Source organism: Pedobacter sp. AC379, from assembly GCF_979258145.1.
The window spans coordinates 2,515,559-2,536,831 of record NZ_OZ409839.1; the positions used below are offsets into that span (position 1 = coordinate 2,515,559).

Here is a 21,273-nt window from a genome sequence, read left to right on the forward strand (position 1 = left end):
TACAGCAATTTGGAAAACTTAGATATTATCATCGTAGGGCAGCAGGGCTGGGATACCAAAATAGGGAGTAATTGCAAAGATATTGCTGTACAATTTTCGGCCGCTAACCGTGTTTTGTATGTTAACCCATCGCTTGATCGGATTACAAAATGGCGTAACGGAAAAGATAAGGAGGTTATTGAAAAGCTTGATGTTATTGCTAGCAAAAAAAACGGCCTCGAAAAAATTAATGACAATTTATATGTTTTAAATTGTGATTGCCTGTTAGAATCCATCAACTTTTTACCTCCAGGGCAAATTTACAACTACCTCAACAGGCTTAATAATAAAAGGCTGTTTAAGGCCATAAAAAAAGTAACCGATAGTTTATCCTTTAAAAACGATGTGCTGTTTAATGATAGCGACATGTTTAGAAGTTTCTTTCTAAAAACGCTTTTAAAGCCAAAATTGAGCATTTATTACTCACGCGACAATATGCTCGCTACAGATTATTATAAAAAACACGGGGCCTATATGGAACCCAAAATAATTGCCCAAAGTGATTTATGTTTCGCAAATTCTGCCTATTTAGCGAGTTATTGTGAAAAATATAACCCAAATTCGTACAATGTAGGGCAAGGATGCGATTTTACAGCTTTCGATGAATTTGTTCCGGGTAAGGAAGAAAAAAAATTGGCGCATATTGCATATCCAAGAATTGGCTATGTTGGCGTTTTAACTGCTGCCCGGTTAGATATTTCGCTCATTGCAAATATAGCAAATGCTAAACCTGACTGGAATATTGTACTGGTTGGGCCCGAAGATACCAGCTTTCAGCAAAGTACTTTACACCAGTTACCTAATGTTCATTTTTTAGGTGCCCGGCCAGTAACTGAACTGCCAGGTTTTATTGATGAATTTGATATCTGTATTAATCCTCAGCTGATTAATGCACTTACTATTGGCAATTATCCAAGAAAAATTGATGAATATCTTGCATTTGGAAAACCTACAATAGCCACTAAAACGGATGCGATGGAGCCATTCCGCGATCATGTGCTTTTGGCAAACGATGCTAAAAGTTATTGTAATGGTATAGAAAAGCTTTTAAATGAAAAAGATCCGGTTTTGATAGATGAGCGGAAAGCTTTTGCCCGGTCGCATACCTGGAAAAACTCAGTTGGGATGATGTATGGATATATCAATAAAGTTAATCCTGTTGGCACATGAGAGTTGCAAATATAATAATGGCATATAAAAACCCAATGCAATTGGGTTTGATGATTGAAGCCATAGCGCATCCTGAATTTGATTTTTATATCCACTTGGATAAGAAAATTGCCATAGCCAACTTTCAGTATTTGCAGCATGGTCAATATTCTCATTTTGTACGGCATCTAACTACTAAATCAAATTTCAGTACAAGCTAATGCGTTTTATAAAATATACCTGAGCAGCAGATTTTGTAAGTATCAGTAATTCTGAAAAATTTTTTGCACTCAAGTTTGATATCGATATCGATGCGGAAATGCTCTCGCAGATTGATGAAAAAATCTGTACAAATGTTCAATAAAAAAATAAAAACAGCCTTTACGGAATATGGCGTTTTAGATCAAATATTCGATCAATCATGATGAAACATAGATTTTTAGTGTTGGATATGTTCAGGGGAATATTTGCATCCCTGGTTGTACTCTATCACATGAGCGCTTTTTCTGCTACCCCAATATTAAACAACAGCTTTGTAATGAATGCTGATATGTTTGTGGATTTTTTCTTTGTACTTAGTGGATTTGTTATTTGCTATTCCTATCAGCAGATTGATGATGTTGAGGAATTAAAATTATTTTTAACCAAAAGAATCAGGAGATTATATCCTCTGCATTTATTAATGTTGTTAATTTTCCTCGCGATAGAAGGAATTAAACTCGGTTTGGTTAACCACATCAAAATCAACAACTTTCTTGATAACTCAGCAATCACATTTTTTTCTTCCTTATTTCTCATCAACTCAGTCAAACTCCCTCATGTACACGATGTGAGTTGGAATATTGTAAGCTGGTCTATAAGTGCCGAGGTAATCAGTTATTTATTATTTGCTATCAGTTGCTATTTTATAAGTGTACGGAAGATAAAAATCTCAAAACCAATAGCTTATTTGTTAATAGCCATTTTAGCTGCAGTGTTACTGTATGCCATAACAGGCTCATTTAAGCTAGATTATACCTATGATTATGGTTTTTTAAGAGGATTAATAGGGTTTTTCGCCGGTGCGTGTTGTCTATATTGCTTTCAATACCTGCATCAGAAATATGCTCAACTCGGGCAATCGCTATTTAGCGTGCTGGAAGTTGGGGCGCTGATTTTAATTGTCGTTGTAATTGTTTGTGGCCAGGTAGTAAAACATTACGGTTTCATTTACGAAATTGTCTTTTTTATATCGATAACGATATTTGCATTCGAAAAAGGACTGGTTTCAAAATCCATCATCAAAATCGATCTACTCAAAAAACTTGGTAAGTATTCCTACTCCATTTACATGGTACATACGCTGTTTATCAGTGTGTTCAATGTGATTTTTATTAGGCTCTTTAAATTGCCTGAAGAAGCGTATGCCTACTTGTTTATCCCAAATTGTATTATTATTTATTATGCTGCAAAGTTTACCTATCAGCACATCGAAATGAGATTTCAGTATAAATCCAAGAAAAAGGTTATTGTAGATTAATTACTTTAACCTTTTCATGGTAAGTATATCGAGGTTGTATTTTACCTGGCGATAACTATCGCGCACTACCTTAATCATTATATTAGGGCTGTGTTTCCAATTTGCTCTTTGCATGGTGCTTGGCTCGTTAACTGAATTGCGTTGTAAAAGCAAATTTGCAAAATCTTTATAAAACAAGCCTTTTCCTTTGTTCTGGATAAATGAAATACACATTTTATATTCCGTCAAATCGCCTTTTATGCCTTCTGGATACCTGCCGAACTTGTCGAAAAAATTGGATCTTCTTAAATGGGGGTGGTCTGAATAAAAGTAAATTTTAGAATAATCAAGGGCCATTGCTGGCATAAACATTTCATCGAAATCATCATCAAAAGGTTTACGATAAGGATAGGCAGAATAGGCGTAAAATCTTACAATATCCATTTCCGCATCGTTGGCCATAGCAGCCAGTGCTGCGTTTAGCTTTTCGCTAAAAAGAGCACTAGGCTCAAAATCTTCCTGCAGATATAAGGTATAGGGCTTTAAAACGGCATCCTGTCCTTTGTTCAGGTTATTGCCCAAGCCACGGTTTTTTTCCGTTCCAATTAATTTGAAACCATAAAGCTTACTAAGTTCTGCTAACCGGTTGCGGATGATCAGGCTGCTGCCATCATCAGATACCACAATTTCGCCAAAATTACAGCCAATTTCTTTTAATTTGCCTAAAAGGTTTTCCAAGGAATCCGGCCTGTTATAATGGGTGATCAGTAATGATATTTCTGGAAAATTAAATGTTTTCATAATGGGATTATTCATTTTTACTTGTCTTCGTATCATGCGCAGGGTGCGCACGCAATAGGCTGGTAAGGTTGCTAAATTGTATTTTAATCCTCGAAAGCAGCGCAGCCGCAAAATCACCATCTCGTTGCAAAGTACGTGGGGCTGTCCATGCTCGGGCACGGTTGGTACGTACCGGTACAATTTTTCCGAATTTCATCAGGTCAAAGCATAATCTGCCATCTTCACCCCTAATATTGTGCATTACATATCCAGCTTCTAAACCAAACGCTTTAACATAACCCATGCTAATGCCAAATGCATTTAAATAAGGCCGTTTTACCTGCCTGAGTTCTGCAGCTAAATCTTTCATTTTTTCAAGAAGAAAAAGTTTCCAACGCGAAAAACCTGGTTCGGGTAAAAACGAATAGCGGCCGTATACGCAAGCAGTACCAGGTATGGTAAGTTTCTCCATCATATCGTTAACCCAGTTGGCAGGATAAACACAATCTGCATCTGCAAGCAAAATGTATTCGCCGTTTGCACGTTCCATTCCCATTTGCCTTGCCGGGCCGCAACCCTGAATTTCCTGAAAATAACTGGTAATGTTAAGGTTGTCAAGGGTTTGCTGTGTTCTGTCCGTAGAGTTGTTGTTAACCACAATAATTTCCAGTGGATAAGCTGTAACCATATTGGCCAGGCTTGAAATGTTACGGAGTATATTGAGTTCTTCGTTCCAGGCTGCGATTAAAATTGTTACTACAGGCTTAGGACTTTGCAGTTTACTTAGTTTAGTGTTAATTCCCTGATAAAAAGATGGAGGCACGTCGTTAACGCTTTTAAAAGCAAATTCGTATTGGTTTACCCATTTGGGTACTGAAAATAACGTTTTCATGGGTTAACAGTTTTTTTAATTTGAAATTGTAGTGGAAGTTTTGAATCCATTGGATATAAATTTTTTAATCTCTCTAAAACTTAGGATATAACTGTGAAAAATAGAGAAGTTCTGGTAGCCCTTATTGATGTAATAATAAGAGATAATAATGCCTATTAAGGTAGGGAAGAAGGTGCCGGCAACAAGTCCGTATATGTTTCCAAAAAGGTATATTCCGCCAAAATCTGATATTACATTAACGATAACCATTACAATTACCTTGTATAAATTGATTTGAGGCCTGTGTATTGCATCAAGGGTAACGCTCATAAAGCGGTCGGCAGGGTATAGTAAGGCAATTGTTGCGCTAATTCTAAAAATGTTTACTGCAATTTCACCTGCTTCTGTACCATCATACTTTCCGCCACCTATAATGGCTAGGGCATAACCGGCAAATATATAGGTGCCCAGTAAAAAAGGGATAAGGCCAATCGTGATGATGCCGATATATTTGCTCATGGTTGATATGAGTTTTGCCTTATTATTCTGATTAAAAGCGCTTGATAAGGCTGGCATAGCGGTTGCAACGAAACTTCTCAACGGAATTTCCACCACTTCCATTAACCTTCGGCCCAGATTATAAACAGCCAGTGCCGATGGACCCAACATAAAATTGATCACAAAGGTATCGGTAACCCCGAACAAGCTTGAGCTTATTGAAGTGCCAACGGTATATTTTCCGAAATCGAAAATCTCTTTTGTACAGGCTTTAGTGCGTTTGCCAAGGAAACCTATACCAGACCAGCCTAAAACGATGCATAATGTACTGGTTATTGCTACTGCAATAATATTGATATACATTAGGTTATATAGGTTGTTCTGTTTTGTTAATATTAAGAAACCAAGGCAAACGATAAGGAAAGTAACCTGAAAAACCCTGATATACATTAAACGACCAAAACGCAGATCGCCCTGTGCAATGCACATTGTTACGATCATAGGAAGAGATGCCAGTATATTGATGGAATAAAATTTCGCAAAATAGATCAGGCTTTCATCTTTGATCAGATAAGCAATAAAAATAAGGGGAATGTTGAGCAGTAGGAGAATAATTGTAGTTGCGGTGGCAATAAACCAGGTAGATCCGATAACTTCCTGACCTCTCGAAGGTGAAGTACCTGCATAAAACTTTACAAATGCCGTAGATAGGAAACCCTGCCTGAAGGTATCAAGAAAAGATAACATGGATTGAAAGAAAAACCAGATACCGATTTCTTTGATGCTTAACGACCGATACAAAATGGCTGTAAAAAGGAAGGTGAGCAGTGACATTCCCCCCGTACCCATTAAAGACAGGAAGTGTATATTTTTTAATTTAGAAATTAATTTCATTCAATGAGAAAGTATTTATCTTGCTTATTTAGCAGCCTACATTATATTGGTGTTATATCTTAATGTTGTTCAAAAATACTCATCCCGGGGTGCTATATAAATAGCCCTTAAATACTAATAAAAGCATCGTTTTAAGGTGTTAATTTTGAATGTTTCCAGCAAAAATCAGTAGATGCATTTTTGTGGCCTAGCCAGGAATTTTTTAATATTAACACACAATAATATCAATGCCGGCCCTGTGGTCGGGATCTTTTAATATGGGTATAAGAAAGTATATCTTTCAAGATAGGGTAGCCAATCTGGCCAACCCCACAAAGGGTAAATATATCGTGGTACTTTTTAGGATCGCGCAGCTTATCGTTAGACGTAAACTTACCAAGATTCTCTTTTTTGGTATCTCTTGTTTTACAGGGTTTTTATCGAATGGTTTATGTGTGTAGAACTCAACTGGAAAACATCAGTTGGGAGTGGCTTCCAGCTTTGGCATGGCAGTGGTGTGGTTATTCACCCCGATACAGTGATCGGTGAAAATTGTTCAGTACGGCAGTGCACAACAATTGGGGTAAAACAGGATTTCAGTGCATCAGGTATCATTAAAGCACCAATAATTGGTGATGGTGTAGACATTGGCTGCAATACTGTGATTATTGGCGATATCGTTATCGGAAATGGAGTTACTATTGGTGCGGGTTCGGTAGTGGTAAAATCCATTCCGGCAGGCGCTGTGGCCGCCGGAAATCCAGCAAGGATCCTCCGAAGTAGTTAATTGCGTGAAAGCCAGACTAAGGTTATTCTCTGTCTTATTGTAGATTTTTTAGAGATTATCGCCGCATCAATCTGATGCAGTATTTTGCCCATTTCATTATATTCTGGTAATGAAAAAACGGGGGTATATATCTTTATTTATCGGAGTAAACATTAAAATAGTTATTCTGCAGCTGTTGCTGGCGAGGAATTCGGCAATGATTTTCCGTAATAGTTAATTACCTGAAAGCCAGAACGAGCTTTTTCTCTATTTTGTTATAGATCTTTTTCAGATTACTCATCGCATCACTTCTGGTGCCGTAGTTTGCCCATTTCGTTTGGTTCAGGTAATGGAAAAACTGGGTTTTATATTGTTCCTGACCGGAGTAACCTTTATATATAGGTTTCATGCCGGTGAAGTGGATGAGATAGGGACTAGCAGTGTGGTTTTTTGCAAACCAGTTCCATAAAGGGTCAAGTTCAAACCAGTCTTCATTAAAAATAACGTTAAGTGTGTATTGCTCTGCGAAATTTAGATATTCGGCGTTTTCTGCAGCACAAGCAAAAGCCCTGGCAGTAATGTTACGCTCACGCCAGCGCTGTGGTTTGAGCAACATCATGCCCGCATTAAGGTATTTACTGTTTGGATTAAGACCAAGTTCTTTATAATTATTAATTCCTCCCCATGGAGAACTTACTACTCCCGAAAGATCTGGTACCGCACCCAAGTCATATTCACCTATATCGGTATGCCATAATTTGGAAATGTCATCCAGCACAATCATGTCAACATCCAGGTAAATTGCTTTCGTAGCTTCCTGTGGAATAAAATAAGGAATACACAGACGCATATAAACATTGGCGGGAAAAGATGACTTATCTCTTGGCAATTTAAACTGCTTTGGTAAAGCTTCTTCTATTGGAATCCAATTTAAGGTAAGCTTATCTGTCGACAGGCTGGCAATTACTTTCAACCTGTTTTTCTCACTAATGTGATCCGATACAATATACAGGTTGATTGCTTCTCCTGAATGGTGATTTTCTTCTAAGGACCTTAGCATTGCAGCCATCAAAACAACAAATTGGTTGTCGCAAATGGTTACAATGGTTATACTTTCAGATTGTTGCATCATGGGTGGTGAATATTCTTAAGTGGTTATCGCAAAGATTGTTGAATGGTTTGACCCTGAGAAACTAACTTTCTACCTATACTATTGTAATAATAACCCAGATCGATCATTTTTTCAAGATTGAATAAGTTTCTGCCATCAAAAATTACCCTTTCATTCATTAAAATACTCATCTGATCGAAATCCGGATTGCGAAATACCGACCATTCTGTAGCAATTAAAAGCGCATCTGCTCCCTTAATCGCCTGATATTGGTTTGTGGCATAAGAAATTTTATCTCCAAAAAAGGCTTTGGTATTTTCGCTTCCCTCAGGATCAAAAACTGTTATTGTAGCACCTTTAGAAAGTAATGCTTTTATAATATATAGTGATGGTGCTTCTCTAATGTCATCGGTTTCCGGTTTAAAAGCCAATCCCCATAAAGCAAAATGTTTTCCGTTCACATCATCACCATAGTATTTAAGTACTTTATCAACAAGTACTGTTTTTTGACTGTCGTTAACCTCGATTACCGATTTTAATATTTTGAAATCATATGCATAATCATCCGAAGCTTTTACCAATGCCTGCACATCTTTCGGAAAGCACGAACCTCCGTAACCAATGCCAGGAAAAAGAAAGCGTTTTCCTATTCTTTCGTCGGCACCAATTCCTCTTCTAACTGAATCCACATCTGCTCCAACCAATTCGCATAGGTTGGCAATTTCGTTCATGAAAGTAATTTTTGTGGCTAAAAATGAATTGGCTGCATATTTAGTAAGTTCTGAAGATTTTTCATCCATAAACAGGATAGGATTCCCTTGGCGCACGTATGGTGAATATAAATCGCTCATTATTTTTGTTGCCTTTTCGCTGGTCGTTCCCAATACTACACGGTCTGGCTTCATAAAATCCTCTACGGCAACTCCTTCCCGTAAAAACTCGGGGTTAGAAACCACATCCACTTCAACCGTACTGTATTGCTCAAAAATTGCTTTAACCTTATCTGCAGTACCTACAGGAACAGTAGATTTGTTCACAATAACCTTATAATCAGTAATTAACGCAGCAATATCTTTGGCGGCACCTAAAATGAAAGAAAGATCGGCTGCTCCATCTCCACCCGGAGGCGTTGGTAAAGCCATGAAAATAATTTGTGCCTCTTTAATAGCAGATGCAAGATCGGTTGTAAAGATTAGTCGGTTTTGGCTGATGTTGCGGTGGAAAAGTAATTCCAGCCCTGGTTCATATATCGGTAATATACCGCTTTGCATCTTTTCGATTTTATCGGTATTGATATCCACGCAGGTTACGTGATTACCCGTTTCTGCCAAACAAGTGCCTGTTACCAAGCCAACATAACCAGTGCCAATTACTGCTATTTTCATATTTCTTTTTAAGGGCTATAATTTTTTTTCTGATCTGATTTTTGATCAATGCGAAGGTAAACTTTGCCTAATTTTAAGCCAATAGCCCTTTAATACCATTATAATCAATGGGTTTTAGTCGGGCAATTGCATTAGTTATAGCATTATGGTTTTGATGTATGCTAAAGCAGCTTATGATGATGTTTTAACTAAACCTTTTAATTTGCAGATCATGCCTGCTGCAAGGGCAAAGCCGTAATTTACTATAGCCCCGGTTTGGCTTTTTTGCTTTTTGATGTTATACATATCTGTACGCCATGCACTATAATTTGTAGCGTTCATCTGATCAAAAATAAGGGAGATATTTTGTGCAGGAGCTACAGTTGTGTGCCATACCCCATTTGGTACAAAAATGGTTTCTCCGGGTTGGAGTGTAACTTCTACCGATCTGGCATTTTTATAAAGGGGGTACTTTTGCAGATCCGGATCTAAGATATTTACAGGGGAAAGAAAATTGGAATATCCTTTTTTGCCTGCGTATAAAAACTCATCCTGCTCACCAGGAAAAAGAATAAATTTTTTCTCGCCATAAAGCTGTGTAATCCAGGCGTTGGTATGATAAAAATCTTTGTGCAGCGAATATTGGTTGCCCTGGCCACCAAAAAAAAGGTTAATGTTTTTTCCAAATCTCCCATAAGGAAAAATCTTCGAATCGAACCAGTTTGGCGTAGCATAATTCATATGGATTGGATTAATATGCTCCATGAAGCCTGGTATATCGTAAGGAAGTTCAAAAGTAATTGGGTAAGGTGCAGGGTTTTTTGGGGTGCTTTTTAGGGTGAGTTCCAAAATTTCGTTGATGGTATACATTTTTCCCTCAAATTCTTTTTTGTAATTACCGAAATGTGCACTAAAAAAATCAGGTCCGAAGGTATGCTGACCCCAAACTTTTGAAGCATTTTTAAAAACAACAGGATTTCTTTTATTTACATGTTCTGCTATAAATTCTGTATAGGAGATGTGATCTACTTTATTTACGGTTTGCATTGCTTGATTGTGTTTAATTTAAATTCAAAAAAACGGTTTCCAGATCTTCACTTGTAGCAAGGGTAAAGATATAGTCGGGAGCTGCACGCATTGTTACCAGGCGGTAAGGTTTGTTTGATCTGGTTTGCATATTTTCCAAACAGTTAATTTCCAGCAGATTATCGATAAGTCCTTCTCCTGTAGCTTTCAGCAGTGCTTCTTTTCTCGTCCATAAGGTAAAAAAGGATTCTTTCTGATCTTCCGATAGCATTATAAATTCTTCCTCGGCTGTGCAAAAGCAGTAGGGGATTAGCTGGCCCACATCAACAGGGTGGTCTATATGTTCAACATCTATCCCGATCGGATTTTCGCTCATGGCAATCATAATGTATTGCGCACTATGACTGATGTTAAATTCGATACCAGCTGTAGATGGCTTTTTGTTTGCCGTTTGGTTAAAAATTACCGATTGAGGCACGGTGCCGGTATATTGTGAAACTATTTTCCTGATGGCAAGCCTTGTAGCAATAAAACGTCGCGTATCTTGTGCTTTTAAAAAATAACCGGATCTTTTTATCTCCTCTGGCGAAAGTACTTCATTAATCTGGTTGCAGAATTTTTGATAATAAAGCTCAAAATTGATCTTGAAAATGTTGTTTTTCGTCAGGTCAATATCTTCAGGATCATCAAGGCTTCGCCAATCCACGTTTAAAATAACGGGCAGTATGTTAGCTAGCATATTGATGCTTGTTGAGGTTTGTTTGTAAAATATTTGCAAATACCTCGTTGTGTGGGGCGGATATAAAAGTTTTATGGTCGCCGGGGATTTCGCAAACCTCAACGCCTTGAAGTGCAAAGCGGTCCCATCCAAGATAAGTAAGGTCATCAAGGAAATATAACCTTTCACTTACTCTAAATAAGGTTACCTTTAAATCGCTTGGTTGTAGGTAGTATTTCTCCAATGCCTGATCGTATTGGTTATACAACTCTTTCTCGCGATCGGTGAATAATCCCCAATCACTGTCGTGTTGGTTTACAAAGTTTTTGAAAAGCCGTTTTTTTGTAGCATTAAGCTGGTATTTAACCGTGTTAACAGGTCTCTTTTTAAAAGAATTGGCTATAAAAGGAATTTTTTTGAACTGTCGTTTAACAAAATGACCAAAATTATTGTCTAATTGCCCAATTGGTGCATTTTGGCCTGTATCAGTATCAATTACACCCAAAAGATTAACAGTTTTACCCATTTCTTTAAGTTGTTTGGCCATTTCGAAGGCAATAAAGCCTCCTAATGAATAACCAACAATGTTATATGGCCCATTTTGATTGATTTCGAGGATTTCGTCAAGGTATCTTGTCGCAATCTCCTCAAGGGTATCCGGAAGATCTTCATAACGGTCTAAACCAATTGCCTGCACTCCATAAATTGGTTGGTCATCATCCAGGGCGGGAATTATCGATTTAAATAATAATACGTTAAGTCCACTGCCGTGAATTAGGTAAACGGGTGCTTTAGAGCCTCCTGTTCTGATCGGGATAATCGTTTTTGAACGCTCACTATCTGTAGTAACAAACTGTGTAGCAAGTTTTTCTATTGTAGAATGGGTAAGGAGTACATTTAGTGGCAGGCGGATACCTGTCCTTTTTTCCAAAGCCACCATTACCCTTACTGCCATCAGCGAATTGCCGCCCATTTCGAAAAAATCGTCTTCAATACCCAGTTTTTCAACACCCAGGGTATCTTTCCAAAGGTTTATGAGCAGCTGTTCGGTTGCGTTTATCGGTTTAGTGATATCCTTATTTACAGGATATTGCGCTCTTTCGGGTTTAGGCAATAAATCACGATCTACCTTTCCACTTGCAGAAAGTGGGAAAACACGCATTGCAACAAAAAAATCCGGCACCATATAATCTGGCAAAAGGGTTTTAAGTCTGTTTTTCAATAACTTGCTGTAATTTCTGTTCAAAAGGAGTTGATTTCCAGTGTTATCTGTTTCCTTAGAGAGAACAATTTCCTTATTGGCCAATTGGGTTTCGCAAATTGTGAGGTAAGCCACGAGGCAATCATCTGCCCCGGTATCATTGCGCTGAATAATTAATGAATCGCTTATTTCTGGTTGAGCATTTATAATGCTCTCAATTTCACCCGATTCTACCCTATGCCCACGCACTTTGATTTGATGATCTATTCTTCCAAGACATTGTATTTCTCCATTGTTGAGCATAATGCCAAGATCGCCCGTTTTATAAAGAATGATATTGGAGCCGTCGTTTGCGAAAATAAATTTCTCGCTCATGAGCGAATTATTATTTACATATCCTAAACCAACACCTTCTCCACCGATACAAATTTCTCCTACATCGCCAATTTGCACGGGCCGGCCTGCGGCATCGTTAATGTAAATTACCGTATTATGAAGGGGCTTGCCAATCGTAATCAGCTCATCGCTAACCGATATTTGTTTACCTATCGAATATATGGTGGTTTCAGTAGGGCCGTACATGTTCCATAAACTGGCTCCTGTAGCCATAATCGATTTAGCCAGATTAAGATCCAGCTGCTCACCACCTGCAAAAACCTTGAGGCTGTTTGTTTCAAGACCAGAATTTAAAATCATTTTCAAGGTGGATGGCGTACCCTGAATAATCGAAATTTTTTGGCTTGAAATTATATTGTTGATCAACCTTCCGTCTTTACATGCGGCATCACCAGCAATTACTGTTTCTGCACCGGTAATAAGCGGCAAAAGGAGTTCGAGCGCAGCAATATCAAAAGAAATGGTTGTTGTTGCCAGCAAACGGTCTTCACAATTTATGCCAGGCATTTCCTTTGTACTCAGTAAAAGATTTGCGAGGTTGCCATGACTTATTTTAACCCCTTTCGGTCGCCCGGTAGAGCCTGAGGTATATAGTAAATAAGCGGTATCGTTTAAACTGATGGTGGGAGTTTGCCAGTTGTTTACATGTGCATTCAGTGAGGTAAAAATTTCTTCAGGATTGAGTACTTCCAGTTTTACGGGAACATGAGCCAGTAAATTAGAAAATAAAAATGTTGCACCCGAATCGGTGAGCATATAATTTATCCGCTCAGCGGGCAATGTAGGGTCGATCGGGAGGTATGCAGCACCAGTTTTTAAAATGGCAATTATTCCGGTTAGCATTTCAATGGAACGGCTGATTGAGATGGCTACAATATGGCCTTTTCTTATTCCTTTACTTTTTAAAACGGAAGCTAATGCATCTGATTTTTTATCGAGCGATAAAAAGGTAAGTGTATTTTGCTCAAAACTTACTGCCCGGCGGTTTTGAAACTGTGATACGCTGTTGCTAAAAAGTTCAACGAAAGATTGATTGTTAGCCAATGCTTTGCCAATTGTTACTGATTTAAGCTTTCCATCCATTATCGCATCATATATCGAAATGGATGGAGTTTTGATCATACTGTTGATCAAGAGCTCATAATCCTGCATCATGGCCTCGATACGTGCCTGAGAAAAGAGTTTTGCGTTGTAATTCCACTCTAAAATAAGTCCGTCTGGTGAATCGGTGGCATTAACAAAAAGTTCGAAAGTTTCGCAGCATCTTGCATTGGAGTTAATCTGGTGCTCAAGTCCATCAAATCTCACATCACTGTCCATACCCATGTCGATGTTAAACACAATGGGTACAAGCGGCACTCTGGAGTGGTCTCTCTTGGTTTTAAGTTTTTCTAAAAGTTCACCAAAACTATACTGCTGGTGTTCATAAACATTCATCAGGTGTTCTCTACGCCCTTTCAGGTAATCATTTAGCGGCATTTCGGCATCAACATAACTTTTTACCGGTAATATGTTAACGCAATGGCCCACCAGATCGTAAAATTCACCTACTGCCTGCTCTGCCGAGGGTAAACCAATAATCAAATTGGCCTGACCTGTTTTTTTGAAAATAAGGATTTCAAATAAAGATAACATGGTGGTTACCAAACTGCATCCTATTTTGGCACCCTGGCTTCTTAAGTCTTTAATTACACTGCCACTTAAGTGTTGATCGATTCTGTTTGATTGATAACTTCGTTGAGTACCCCTAGAAAAATCTGTGGTCAGGTTTACTGTAGGTAAATCTCCGGCGCATTCATTTAACCAAAATTCCTCAGTGTTCTTAAAGTCAGGGCTTTTGCGGTATGTTTCTTTTACAACTGCAAAATCGCTGATCTGGTAAGGTTCAGGAAGGGAATGCGCTGATCCACTGGCATATGCACTATATAGTTTACTAAGTTCTTCGAGAATAATGCCAAATGACCACCCGTCGCAGATAATGTGGTGAAAAATTAAGGTAATTTGATGTTGTTTTACTTCGTTGCGATGTACAAATGCCCTGAAAAGTGGCCCCTCGTTTAAATCGAAAGGTATGGCCATCTGCGCTTCTAAAAAAGTGCTAAACTCAAATTCTCTGCCTTTTTGCGGTAAATGAGAAAGGTTTTGCACCGCAATTTCGAAAGGCATTTCATTGTAAATGATGAGTTTTTCTCCATCTCCACTTATTACGCTTCGCAGGGCTTCATGCCTGTTTATCACTTGGGCAAAAGCTGCTTTAAAGTATTCAATTTCGAAATTACCAGCCAGGTTAATTGTAACCGATTCATTGTAGGCAAGGTTAGCTTCATCTCCACCCAATAAACAGGATATAAAAATTTCCTGCTGTGCTTTGTTTATGGAGATCACTTTGTTTATGGCCCGCTCATCTTCGAAGGGATTAAAATCAACTGTTAACGGCTCAATTTCTAATTCTAAAGGCATCATCTTCGGTAACTTATAATTGAATCTGTAAGAATTTCTTGTCGTTTTGCGGATCTTCTAAAAACCAGGCCGGGTTACCAAAACGATCTTTTCCTAATCTTGCTCCAGCAATTGGAGGAGTATTATTGTCAATTACAATGGCCGTATTTTGATGTATTGCATCCGCTTTTTCACCACGGTGATCCGGAAAAAAGCCTGCTTCTATAAGTCCATCCATGGAAGAGGTAAAAACACTGATTATTTTATTAATGTCATCATAAGTGGTAGCCTCTGTCATAAAGCAAGGAAAGCCATCAAGGATATGAATCCCTTTTTCCCTCATCAGTACAAAAAGCAGTTCGCTGTAGGGAATATCCTGTTCGAACTTTATTTTCCATAGCGAACCGTAGTTAACGATATTGATTGGCAGCTGCCTTGCCGCAATTTCTTTTGTTAGGGCATGAGCGATAAAATTTCCTTTATCATTTAACCGCTGTTGCAAGGCAGGTCCTTGTTCTTTCATATAAAGAAGTGATGCCTTGGCTGCGGCAAGTGCAAGTGGATGACGAACAAAGGTACCGGCGAAATAGGTAATGCCTACTTCAGGTATCGAACTATCGCCATAATTCCATGAGCCACCATCAAGCGCATCCATAAATTTTCTTTCACCAGCAATTACACCTATCGGAATACCCGAGCCTACTACTTTTCCGTAAGCGGCCAGATCGGCTTTTATGCCAAATTGGGCTTGTGCACCACCTGGATGCATCCTGAATCCTGTTATTACCTCATCAAAAATTAACGCGATGTCATGATTATGGGTAATTTTACGGAGTTCGGTCAAAAACGCAACCGGTACAAATTCCGGCCGTCTGCTTTGTACTGGTTCTACCAAAACTCCCGCAATTTCGTTTGCTCTTTGCTTAATTATCGATAGTGTTTCATCTGTTCCATAATCAAGGATGAGTATGTTTTCTACGGCTTCGGGCATAATACCTGCTGCTGCCGGGAAAGATTTTAATTTTTTCGTTCCCCTTACCAATACCTCATCAAAAATACCGTGGTAAGAGCCAGAAAATGCTACAATTATTGAGCGGGCAGTAACGGTTCTAGCCAGGCGGATACAGCCCATTACCGCTTCTGAACCAGTACTGCATAAACCTGTCCGGTCAAATCCGGTAAATTCGCAAATCAGTTTGCTTACCTCAGCTGCCAATTCGTGCTGCGGACCCACCTCAAAACCTTTTTCAATCTGGTTATGGAGTGCTTCTTTAATAAATGGAGGTTGGTAGCCCAGCATGTTGGATCCAAATCCATTCAATGCATCAATGTATTCGTTATCATCCAGATCCCAAAGTTTGCTGCCTTCTGATTTTTTTACAACTACCGGGTAAATTAAATCTTTAAGTGCTGGTTTAAAGCCGTTTACTACCCGTGGATCGGCCATGTAAGGTCTGCTTTCCACCGTATAGTTTTTACTTTTCGAAGTTTTTAAATTGTAACGTTGAGTAAGTTCCGTCAAGAAAAGGCGTTGCTTTCCATCAAGTTCTGTTTTGGTAAATTCAATTTTTGGAGTGGCACCAAAAGGTTTGCTTATTTCTTTTCGTTCTTCATTTGATAATTCACCCAGTGCGGTTTTTATTGGTTTATTTACTTGCTGAGGTGCTGCTACAGGAATAATTGAGCTAATTTGTTGCGCAGGCTGCGGAAGGTTGGTTAACAACTGAATCTGTTTGGCAATAAGTTCAAGCTGGGCCGAAAGTAGTGATAAAGCAGTATGATCCTGAGTTTGCGGTTGAGTGCTTTGAACTGAAAAAATGGGTTGAGGTTCTGCTATAGGCTGTTCTGGCGTAATAAATTTACTTATATAATCGGTTAACGTATGTATGGAAGAGCATTCTTCATTTAACTGTCTGAAAGTAATTGGCACATTAAACTCTTTTTTGAGCGAACTCGCTACTTGGGTAAGCAATAGTGAATCAAAACCAATCTCCAAAAAGTTTTTACTGATATCTACTCCTTCAAACTCAATTCCGGAAGAATTTTCCAGTACCGTTTTCACCTTTGTAATAAGCATCTTCTTTTGCGTCTCTTTCTGATCAGTATCCATAGTAATATCGTTAAATTTAGTTTTTAGCGGGTTCGGCAAATGGTTTGTGGCGGGCTCTACCCAGTATTTTTTTCTTTCGAAACAATACGATGGAAGTTCGAGAAACTTCCGTTGTTGATTTTTATAATATTCCTTCCAGTTTATTTCGCGGCCTTCTAAAAAAAGTTTTCCAAGAGCATAAATAATCTGTTTGGTGTCTGCCTCACCTTGTTTTATGCCCGCAATTACTGTGCTCGCAACAGGCTGCTCCATTATGATCTGTTTGGTAAAAATACTTAAGGTATCACCAGGGCCAAGCTCCAGAAATATTGGGTCGTATGCGGAAGTAATATGCGTTACAGCGGCCTCGAACTTTACAGTTTTTCTTAAATGATCTGTCCAGTAATCTACACTAAGTGCATCCTTATCGGTAAGTAAACTGCCTGTTACTGTTGATATTATAGGTGTTTTTGGAGTAGAAAGGGCAATTGTAGATACAAGCTCACGGAAAGCTGGTATCACCGGATCCATCATGGAGGAGTGAAACGCATGTTTGGATGAAAGAAATTTACTTGGAATGCCAATATCTTCAAGTTTTGTCTGAAAGTTGGAAAGTGATTCAACCGGACCGGCAATAACATATAAGTTTTTGGTGTTTTCTGCTGCAACAGAAAGATCTGCCGGTAAAATACTAAGGAGATCAATATTTTTAACCCTGGCAGATAACATTCCGCCGGCGGGCAATTCGCTTATCATTCTCCCCCTCAGGGCAACCAGTTTCAGTGCATCTGCAAGCGAAAAAATACCTGCTAAATGTGCGGCTACATATTCGCCAACGCTGTGGCCACAAAATACATCAGGATTACATCCAAAACTCATCCATAATTTGGCCATAGCATATTCTGTAGCGAAAATTGCCGGCTGAGCATATTGAGTGTTCTGCAATACATCTTTACTTTGATCAGCAGAAAATAAAAGATTTATGAGGTCAATATCCATCAATTCTTTTAAAATTTCTGCACACTCATCAATAGCCTGCCGGTAAATGGCTTCTTGTTGATAAAGACCAAAGCCCATATTATGGTATTGTGAGCCTTGCCCAGGAAACATAAAAACGAGGTCGTTCGCTTTTTTTGTCAACTGTTTATTCAAAAATAAATCCTGATTGTTGGTTGCCAGCTGTTCTGCCAGGTTTTTTTTAGTATCAACAACTACGAAACCACGGTGGTTAAAAACGCCACGTGAGTTTTGCAGGGAAAAACCAAGGTCTTCGGCAAGCGTTTCGGTATGTAGTGATGCAAAGTTTTTTAACTGTGATTTGTAGCTGATTAAACTCTCGGCTGATTTTGCAGAAATAGGAATGAGTTCAAACTCACGGCTGGTAGTTGTGGCATTGATGCTATTTTCATAACCTTCCAAAATAACGTGCACATTTGTGCCACCTACGCCGAACGAACTCACGCCAGCAATTCGCTTTTGATCATTCCAATCTTGCAGGCGGTTATTTACAAAAAATGGGCTATTATCGAAATTAATATTCTTATTTGGAGTATTGAAACCGATTGAGGGTACTAATTTTTTATGGTAAATAGATAAACAGGTTTTAATAAAACTGGCCACACCGGCCGCCTCTGTAAGGTGGCCGAAATTGCTTTTTATCGACCCTATGGCGCAGTATTGATTATTTACCTGGTTTCCAAATGCCTGCACGAGGCCTTCAAATTCAATCGGATCGCCAATTGGTGTTCCGGTACCATGTGTTTCAATGTAGGTTATTTCTGTAGTTTCAATATCGGCATCTACAATGGCAGAAAGTACTGCATCTGCTTGTCCGTCAGTGCTTGGAGCGGTAAAACTGGCTTTCTCATAGCCATCATTGCTTACCCCAACACCCTTTATTACCGCATATATTGTGTCTCCATCTGCCTCAGCATCTTCGAGTCTTTTTAATAAAACCACCCCTGCACCATCACTAAAAACTGTACCTGTTGATTCATCATCAAAAGGGCGGCAATGGCCATCTTTACTTAAAATACTTCCTTCCTGGTAAATATGGCCGCTATTGATGGATGCATTTATACTTGCTCCACCTGCCAGTGCAATATCGCACTGCATGGCCCTTAGGCTGTTTACAGCCTCTAAAATGGCTAGTAAAGAGGTTGAGCAGGCCGAGTTAATGTTAATTGCGGGGCCTTTAAGGTTTAAATGATAAGCTGTTCTGGAGGCAATGTAATCTTTATCGTTAACTGTGGTAACCTGAAGCTTACCCATTGTTTCGATTTTATCGGGATGCGCCAATACATTGGTTTCGTAATAGAAATTAGGGCCACAGCCTGCAAAAACTCCTGTTTTGTAATTTACCTTAGCAGGAAGATGCGCTGTTTTTTCTAACACTTCAAAAGCAATTTCGAGGAATATCCTGTGCTGCGGATCCATTAATTCGGCCAGTTTTCTGTTAATACCGAAGAAATCCGGATCAAACATTTTTGGGTTTTTAATAATGCCACGGGCTTTGATATACAGGGGATCTTGTTTTACCTGTTCGGGTATATTAACATCCAGTTCTGAATCACTAAAAAAAGTGGTTGTTTCTCTTCCCTGCGCCAGTATATCCCAAAGTTCGGCAATAGTTTCTGCTCCCGGAAATCTACCTGCCATGCCAATTACAGCAATATCCCTTGATTTATTGCCATTAGAATGACGTTTTAACCGAGTGGATTCTAATGCCTTGTTAAGGTAATTTGCAAGCCCCGAAACAGTTGGATACTGATAAAGCTTTACCACAGGGATTTTAATATCCTGGGCATCCATGGCAATAATTAAACGCTGCGATAAAAGTGAATTGCCGCCAAGATCGAAAAAATTATCATTTACACCGATGCGTTTTACTGCTAATACTTCTTTCCATACGGCAGCAATTTTTGTTTCTAACGCTGATCGTGGTGCTACATACGGGGTAGCCAGCAAATCGGAATAGTCTGGAATAACGAGTTGCTTTCTATCAATTTTGCCACTAATGGTAAGCGGCATTTGCTCAAGCGGAACCCAAATTCTGGGTATCATGTATTCGGGTAATCTATTGCTTAAGTAGGCTTCGGTATCGGTTTTGTTAAAAGATGCATCAGAAACCACAAATGCAACCAATTGCTTATCACTTTCAGTGTTACTTTTAACCAACACAACGCTTTGGCTAATCATCGGACTTGCATTTAACGCATTTTCAATCTCACCGATTTCAATTCTGTAACCTCTTATTTTTACCTGTTCATCACTTCTTCCTATGTATTCAATATTGCCATCTGCCAGCAATCTTCCCATATCACCGGTTTTGTAAAACAGTTGGTTGCCAAGTGAATTTATGCTTATAAAATTTTGTGCCGTAAGTGCATCATTGTTTAAATAGCCCTTAGCCAGTTGAGGGCCAGTGATGTAAATTTCACCTACTTTTCCTGCTGCTACCTCTTGTTTTGTTTCATCAAGAATGTAAATGGTTGTTCCGGCCAGAGGTTTACCAATGGGTAAAGATTCGGAAAGCGAAATCTGATCAGCATTGCATTTAAAGGCAGTAGTGGTTACCGTTGCTTCGGTTGGACCATAAACGTTATAAAAATCGCCTTTAAACTGCCATTTTAAAAATAAGGCTTTCGGACAAACATCTCCACCTACAACGATTCTCTTTAGTGTTGTATATTTTTCGGGGTTAAGGTTTTCTAAAAAACCCGGAGTTACATCAAGATGTGTGATTTCCTTATCGGAAACATATTTTGTAAACCTTTCTACATCTGCCAATAACTCCTCGGGCAACAAAACCAAACATGCGCCGGTGGTTAAGGCTAAAAATATTTGTTCAACGGAAGCATCAAATGATATGCTGGAAAATAGCAAAATTCTATCTGCTGCTGTTATGCCATAATAGCTGCTTTGATTGATGATGAAGCTGCTCACCGCTTTATTTTGTACAACCACACCTTTTGGTTTGCCTGTAGAGCCAGAAGTATAAATAATATAACTTACTGCTTCCTCGTCCGTAATTGCTGGTAATGGGGTTTTTGGAGCCTTATCAACAGGAGATGGGTTCCCATCCAGCAGTATAGTGGTACCAGTGAAACCTGGAGGGGTTTTTAATGCAGTGATGAGAAAATTTGCGTCAATGTCGTCAATTATATAACTAATCCTTTCCATAGGATATGATGGATCAATCGGGACGTAGCTTGCACCACATTTCATTATCGCCAAAACCGCAATAATCATTTCAAATGATCTGTTAAGCAATATAGGAACTCTCGAATCCTTATTTACACCTTTTCCAATCAGGAAATTAGCTAACTGATTAGATCGGGTATCAAGTTCGCCATAGGCAAGCGAATGATCATTATATTCAAGAGCAATGTTATTTGGGGATACATTACATTGGGCAGTGATAAGGGCAGATAAAGTATTATTAAGCATACGAGA

The 21,273-nt window shown here is 38.8% G+C and carries 13 protein-coding genes; 4 read left to right on the forward strand and 9 right to left on the reverse strand.

From position 1 onward, the window contains the following. Positions 1-9: 9 nt before the first annotated feature. The 3 genes from ACZZZW_RS11410 to ACZZZW_RS11420 all read left to right on the forward strand — a co-directional run bounded on the left by ACZZZW_RS11410 (position 10) and on the right by ACZZZW_RS11420 (position 2,707). Positions 10-1,209, forward strand: coding sequence for a glycosyltransferase (locus ACZZZW_RS11410; protein WP_463493491.1), 1,200 nt, complete (start codon positions 10-12; stop codon positions 1,207-1,209). Further along, positions 1,206-1,409, forward strand: a complete 204-nt coding sequence (locus tag ACZZZW_RS11415; RefSeq protein WP_463493493.1) for a hypothetical protein — start codon at positions 1,206-1,208, stop codon at positions 1,407-1,409. Before ACZZZW_RS11410 ends, ACZZZW_RS11415 begins: the two co-directional genes overlap by 4 nt. Positions 1,410-1,609: 200 nt before the next feature. After that, on the forward strand, positions 1,610-2,707 hold the full coding sequence (locus tag ACZZZW_RS11420) for an acyltransferase family protein (protein WP_463493495.1): 1,098 nt from the start codon (positions 1,610-1,612) through the stop codon (positions 2,705-2,707). Here the strand turns inward: ACZZZW_RS11420 and ACZZZW_RS11425 are convergent, their stop codons facing one another. Genes ACZZZW_RS11425 through ACZZZW_RS11435 form a run of 3 tightly spaced genes read right to left on the reverse strand, consistent with a single transcriptional unit; the run spans position 2,708 to position 5,729 of the window. Continuing rightward, on the reverse strand, positions 2,708-3,487 hold the full coding sequence (locus ACZZZW_RS11425; RefSeq protein WP_463493497.1) for a glycosyltransferase: 780 nt from the start codon (positions 3,485-3,487) through the stop codon (positions 2,708-2,710). Between the two features lie 7 nt (positions 3,488-3,494). Beyond that, positions 3,495-4,358 carry a glycosyltransferase family 2 protein gene (locus tag ACZZZW_RS11430; RefSeq protein ID WP_463493498.1) on the reverse strand — a complete coding sequence of 288 codons (864 nt, stop codon included), beginning with the start codon at positions 4,356-4,358 and terminating at the stop codon, positions 3,495-3,497. A gap of 15 nt (positions 4,359-4,373) precedes the next feature. Further along, on the reverse strand, positions 4,374-5,729 hold the full coding sequence (locus ACZZZW_RS11435; protein ID WP_463493500.1) for a lipopolysaccharide biosynthesis protein: 1,356 nt from the start codon (positions 5,727-5,729) through the stop codon (positions 4,374-4,376). 430 nt (positions 5,730-6,159) lie between these two features. Here ACZZZW_RS11435 and ACZZZW_RS11440 point away from each other — a divergent pair, with 430 nt between their 5' ends. Beyond that, positions 6,160-6,495, forward strand: a complete 336-nt coding sequence (locus tag ACZZZW_RS11440; RefSeq protein WP_463493502.1) for a serine O-acetyltransferase — start codon at positions 6,160-6,162, stop codon at positions 6,493-6,495. A 217-nt stretch (positions 6,496-6,712) separates the two neighbouring features. Here the strand turns inward: ACZZZW_RS11440 and ACZZZW_RS11445 are convergent, their stop codons facing one another. The 6 genes from ACZZZW_RS11445 to ACZZZW_RS11470 form a co-directional block, all read right to left on the reverse strand. Next, positions 6,713-7,606, reverse strand: coding sequence for a glycosyltransferase family 8 protein (locus ACZZZW_RS11445; RefSeq protein ID WP_463493504.1), 894 nt, complete (start codon positions 7,604-7,606; stop codon positions 6,713-6,715). Between the two features lie 23 nt (positions 7,607-7,629). Continuing rightward, positions 7,630-8,970, reverse strand: a complete 1,341-nt coding sequence (locus tag ACZZZW_RS11450; RefSeq protein WP_463493506.1) for a UDP-glucose dehydrogenase family protein — start codon at positions 8,968-8,970, stop codon at positions 7,630-7,632. 171 nt (positions 8,971-9,141) lie between these two features. Then, the gene (locus ACZZZW_RS11455; RefSeq protein WP_463493508.1) at positions 9,142-9,996 is read right to left on the reverse strand and encodes a cupin-like domain-containing protein; all 855 of its coding nucleotides are present in this window, start codon (positions 9,994-9,996) and stop codon (positions 9,142-9,144) included. A gap of 13 nt (positions 9,997-10,009) precedes the next feature. Beyond that, a complete protein-coding gene (locus ACZZZW_RS11460) occupies positions 10,010-10,714 on the reverse strand; it encodes a 4'-phosphopantetheinyl transferase family protein (RefSeq protein ID WP_463493510.1) in 705 nt (234 codons plus the stop codon). Next, entirely contained in the window at positions 10,704-14,753 is a 4,050-nt protein-coding gene (locus ACZZZW_RS11465; RefSeq protein WP_463493512.1) for a non-ribosomal peptide synthetase, read from the reverse strand. The genes ACZZZW_RS11460 and ACZZZW_RS11465 overlap by 11 nt, the downstream gene beginning before the upstream one ends. A gap of 10 nt (positions 14,754-14,763) precedes the next feature. After that, positions 14,764-21,267, reverse strand: coding sequence for an amino acid adenylation domain-containing protein (locus tag ACZZZW_RS11470; protein WP_463493514.1), 6,504 nt, complete (start codon positions 21,265-21,267; stop codon positions 14,764-14,766). Positions 21,268-21,273: the final 6 nt, after the last annotated feature.

Coding starts and splice junctions, on each gene's coding strand:
- ACZZZW_RS11470 (WP_463493514.1), bottom strand. CDS start 21,267: ATGCTTAATAATACTTTATCTGCCCTTATCACTGCCCAATGTAATGTA.
- ACZZZW_RS11460 (WP_463493510.1), bottom strand. CDS start 10,714: ATGCTAGCTAACATACTGCCCGTTATTTTAAACGTGGATTGGCGAAGC.
- ACZZZW_RS11415 (WP_463493493.1), top strand. CDS start 1,206: ATGAGAGTTGCAAATATAATAATGGCATATAAAAACCCAATGCAATTG.
- ACZZZW_RS11455 (WP_463493508.1), bottom strand. CDS start 9,996: ATGCAAACCGTAAATAAAGTAGATCACATCTCCTATACAGAATTTATA.
- ACZZZW_RS11450 (WP_463493506.1), bottom strand. CDS start 8,970: ATGAAAATAGCAGTAATTGGCACTGGTTATGTTGGCTTGGTAACAGGC.
- ACZZZW_RS11445 (WP_463493504.1), bottom strand. CDS start 7,606: ATGATGCAACAATCTGAAAGTATAACCATTGTAACCATTTGCGACAAC.
- ACZZZW_RS11465 (WP_463493512.1), bottom strand. CDS start 14,753: ATGATGCCTTTAGAATTAGAAATTGAGCCGTTAACAGTTGATTTTAAT.
- ACZZZW_RS11440 (WP_463493502.1), top strand. CDS start 6,160: ATGTGTGTAGAACTCAACTGGAAAACATCAGTTGGGAGTGGCTTCCAG.
- ACZZZW_RS11430 (WP_463493498.1), bottom strand. CDS start 4,358: ATGAAAACGTTATTTTCAGTACCCAAATGGGTAAACCAATACGAATTT.
- ACZZZW_RS11435 (WP_463493500.1), bottom strand. CDS start 5,729: ATGAAATTAATTTCTAAATTAAAAAATATACACTTCCTGTCTTTAATG.
- ACZZZW_RS11420 (WP_463493495.1), top strand. CDS start 1,610: ATGATGAAACATAGATTTTTAGTGTTGGATATGTTCAGGGGAATATTT.
- ACZZZW_RS11425 (WP_463493497.1), bottom strand. CDS start 3,487: ATGAAAACATTTAATTTTCCAGAAATATCATTACTGATCACCCATTAT.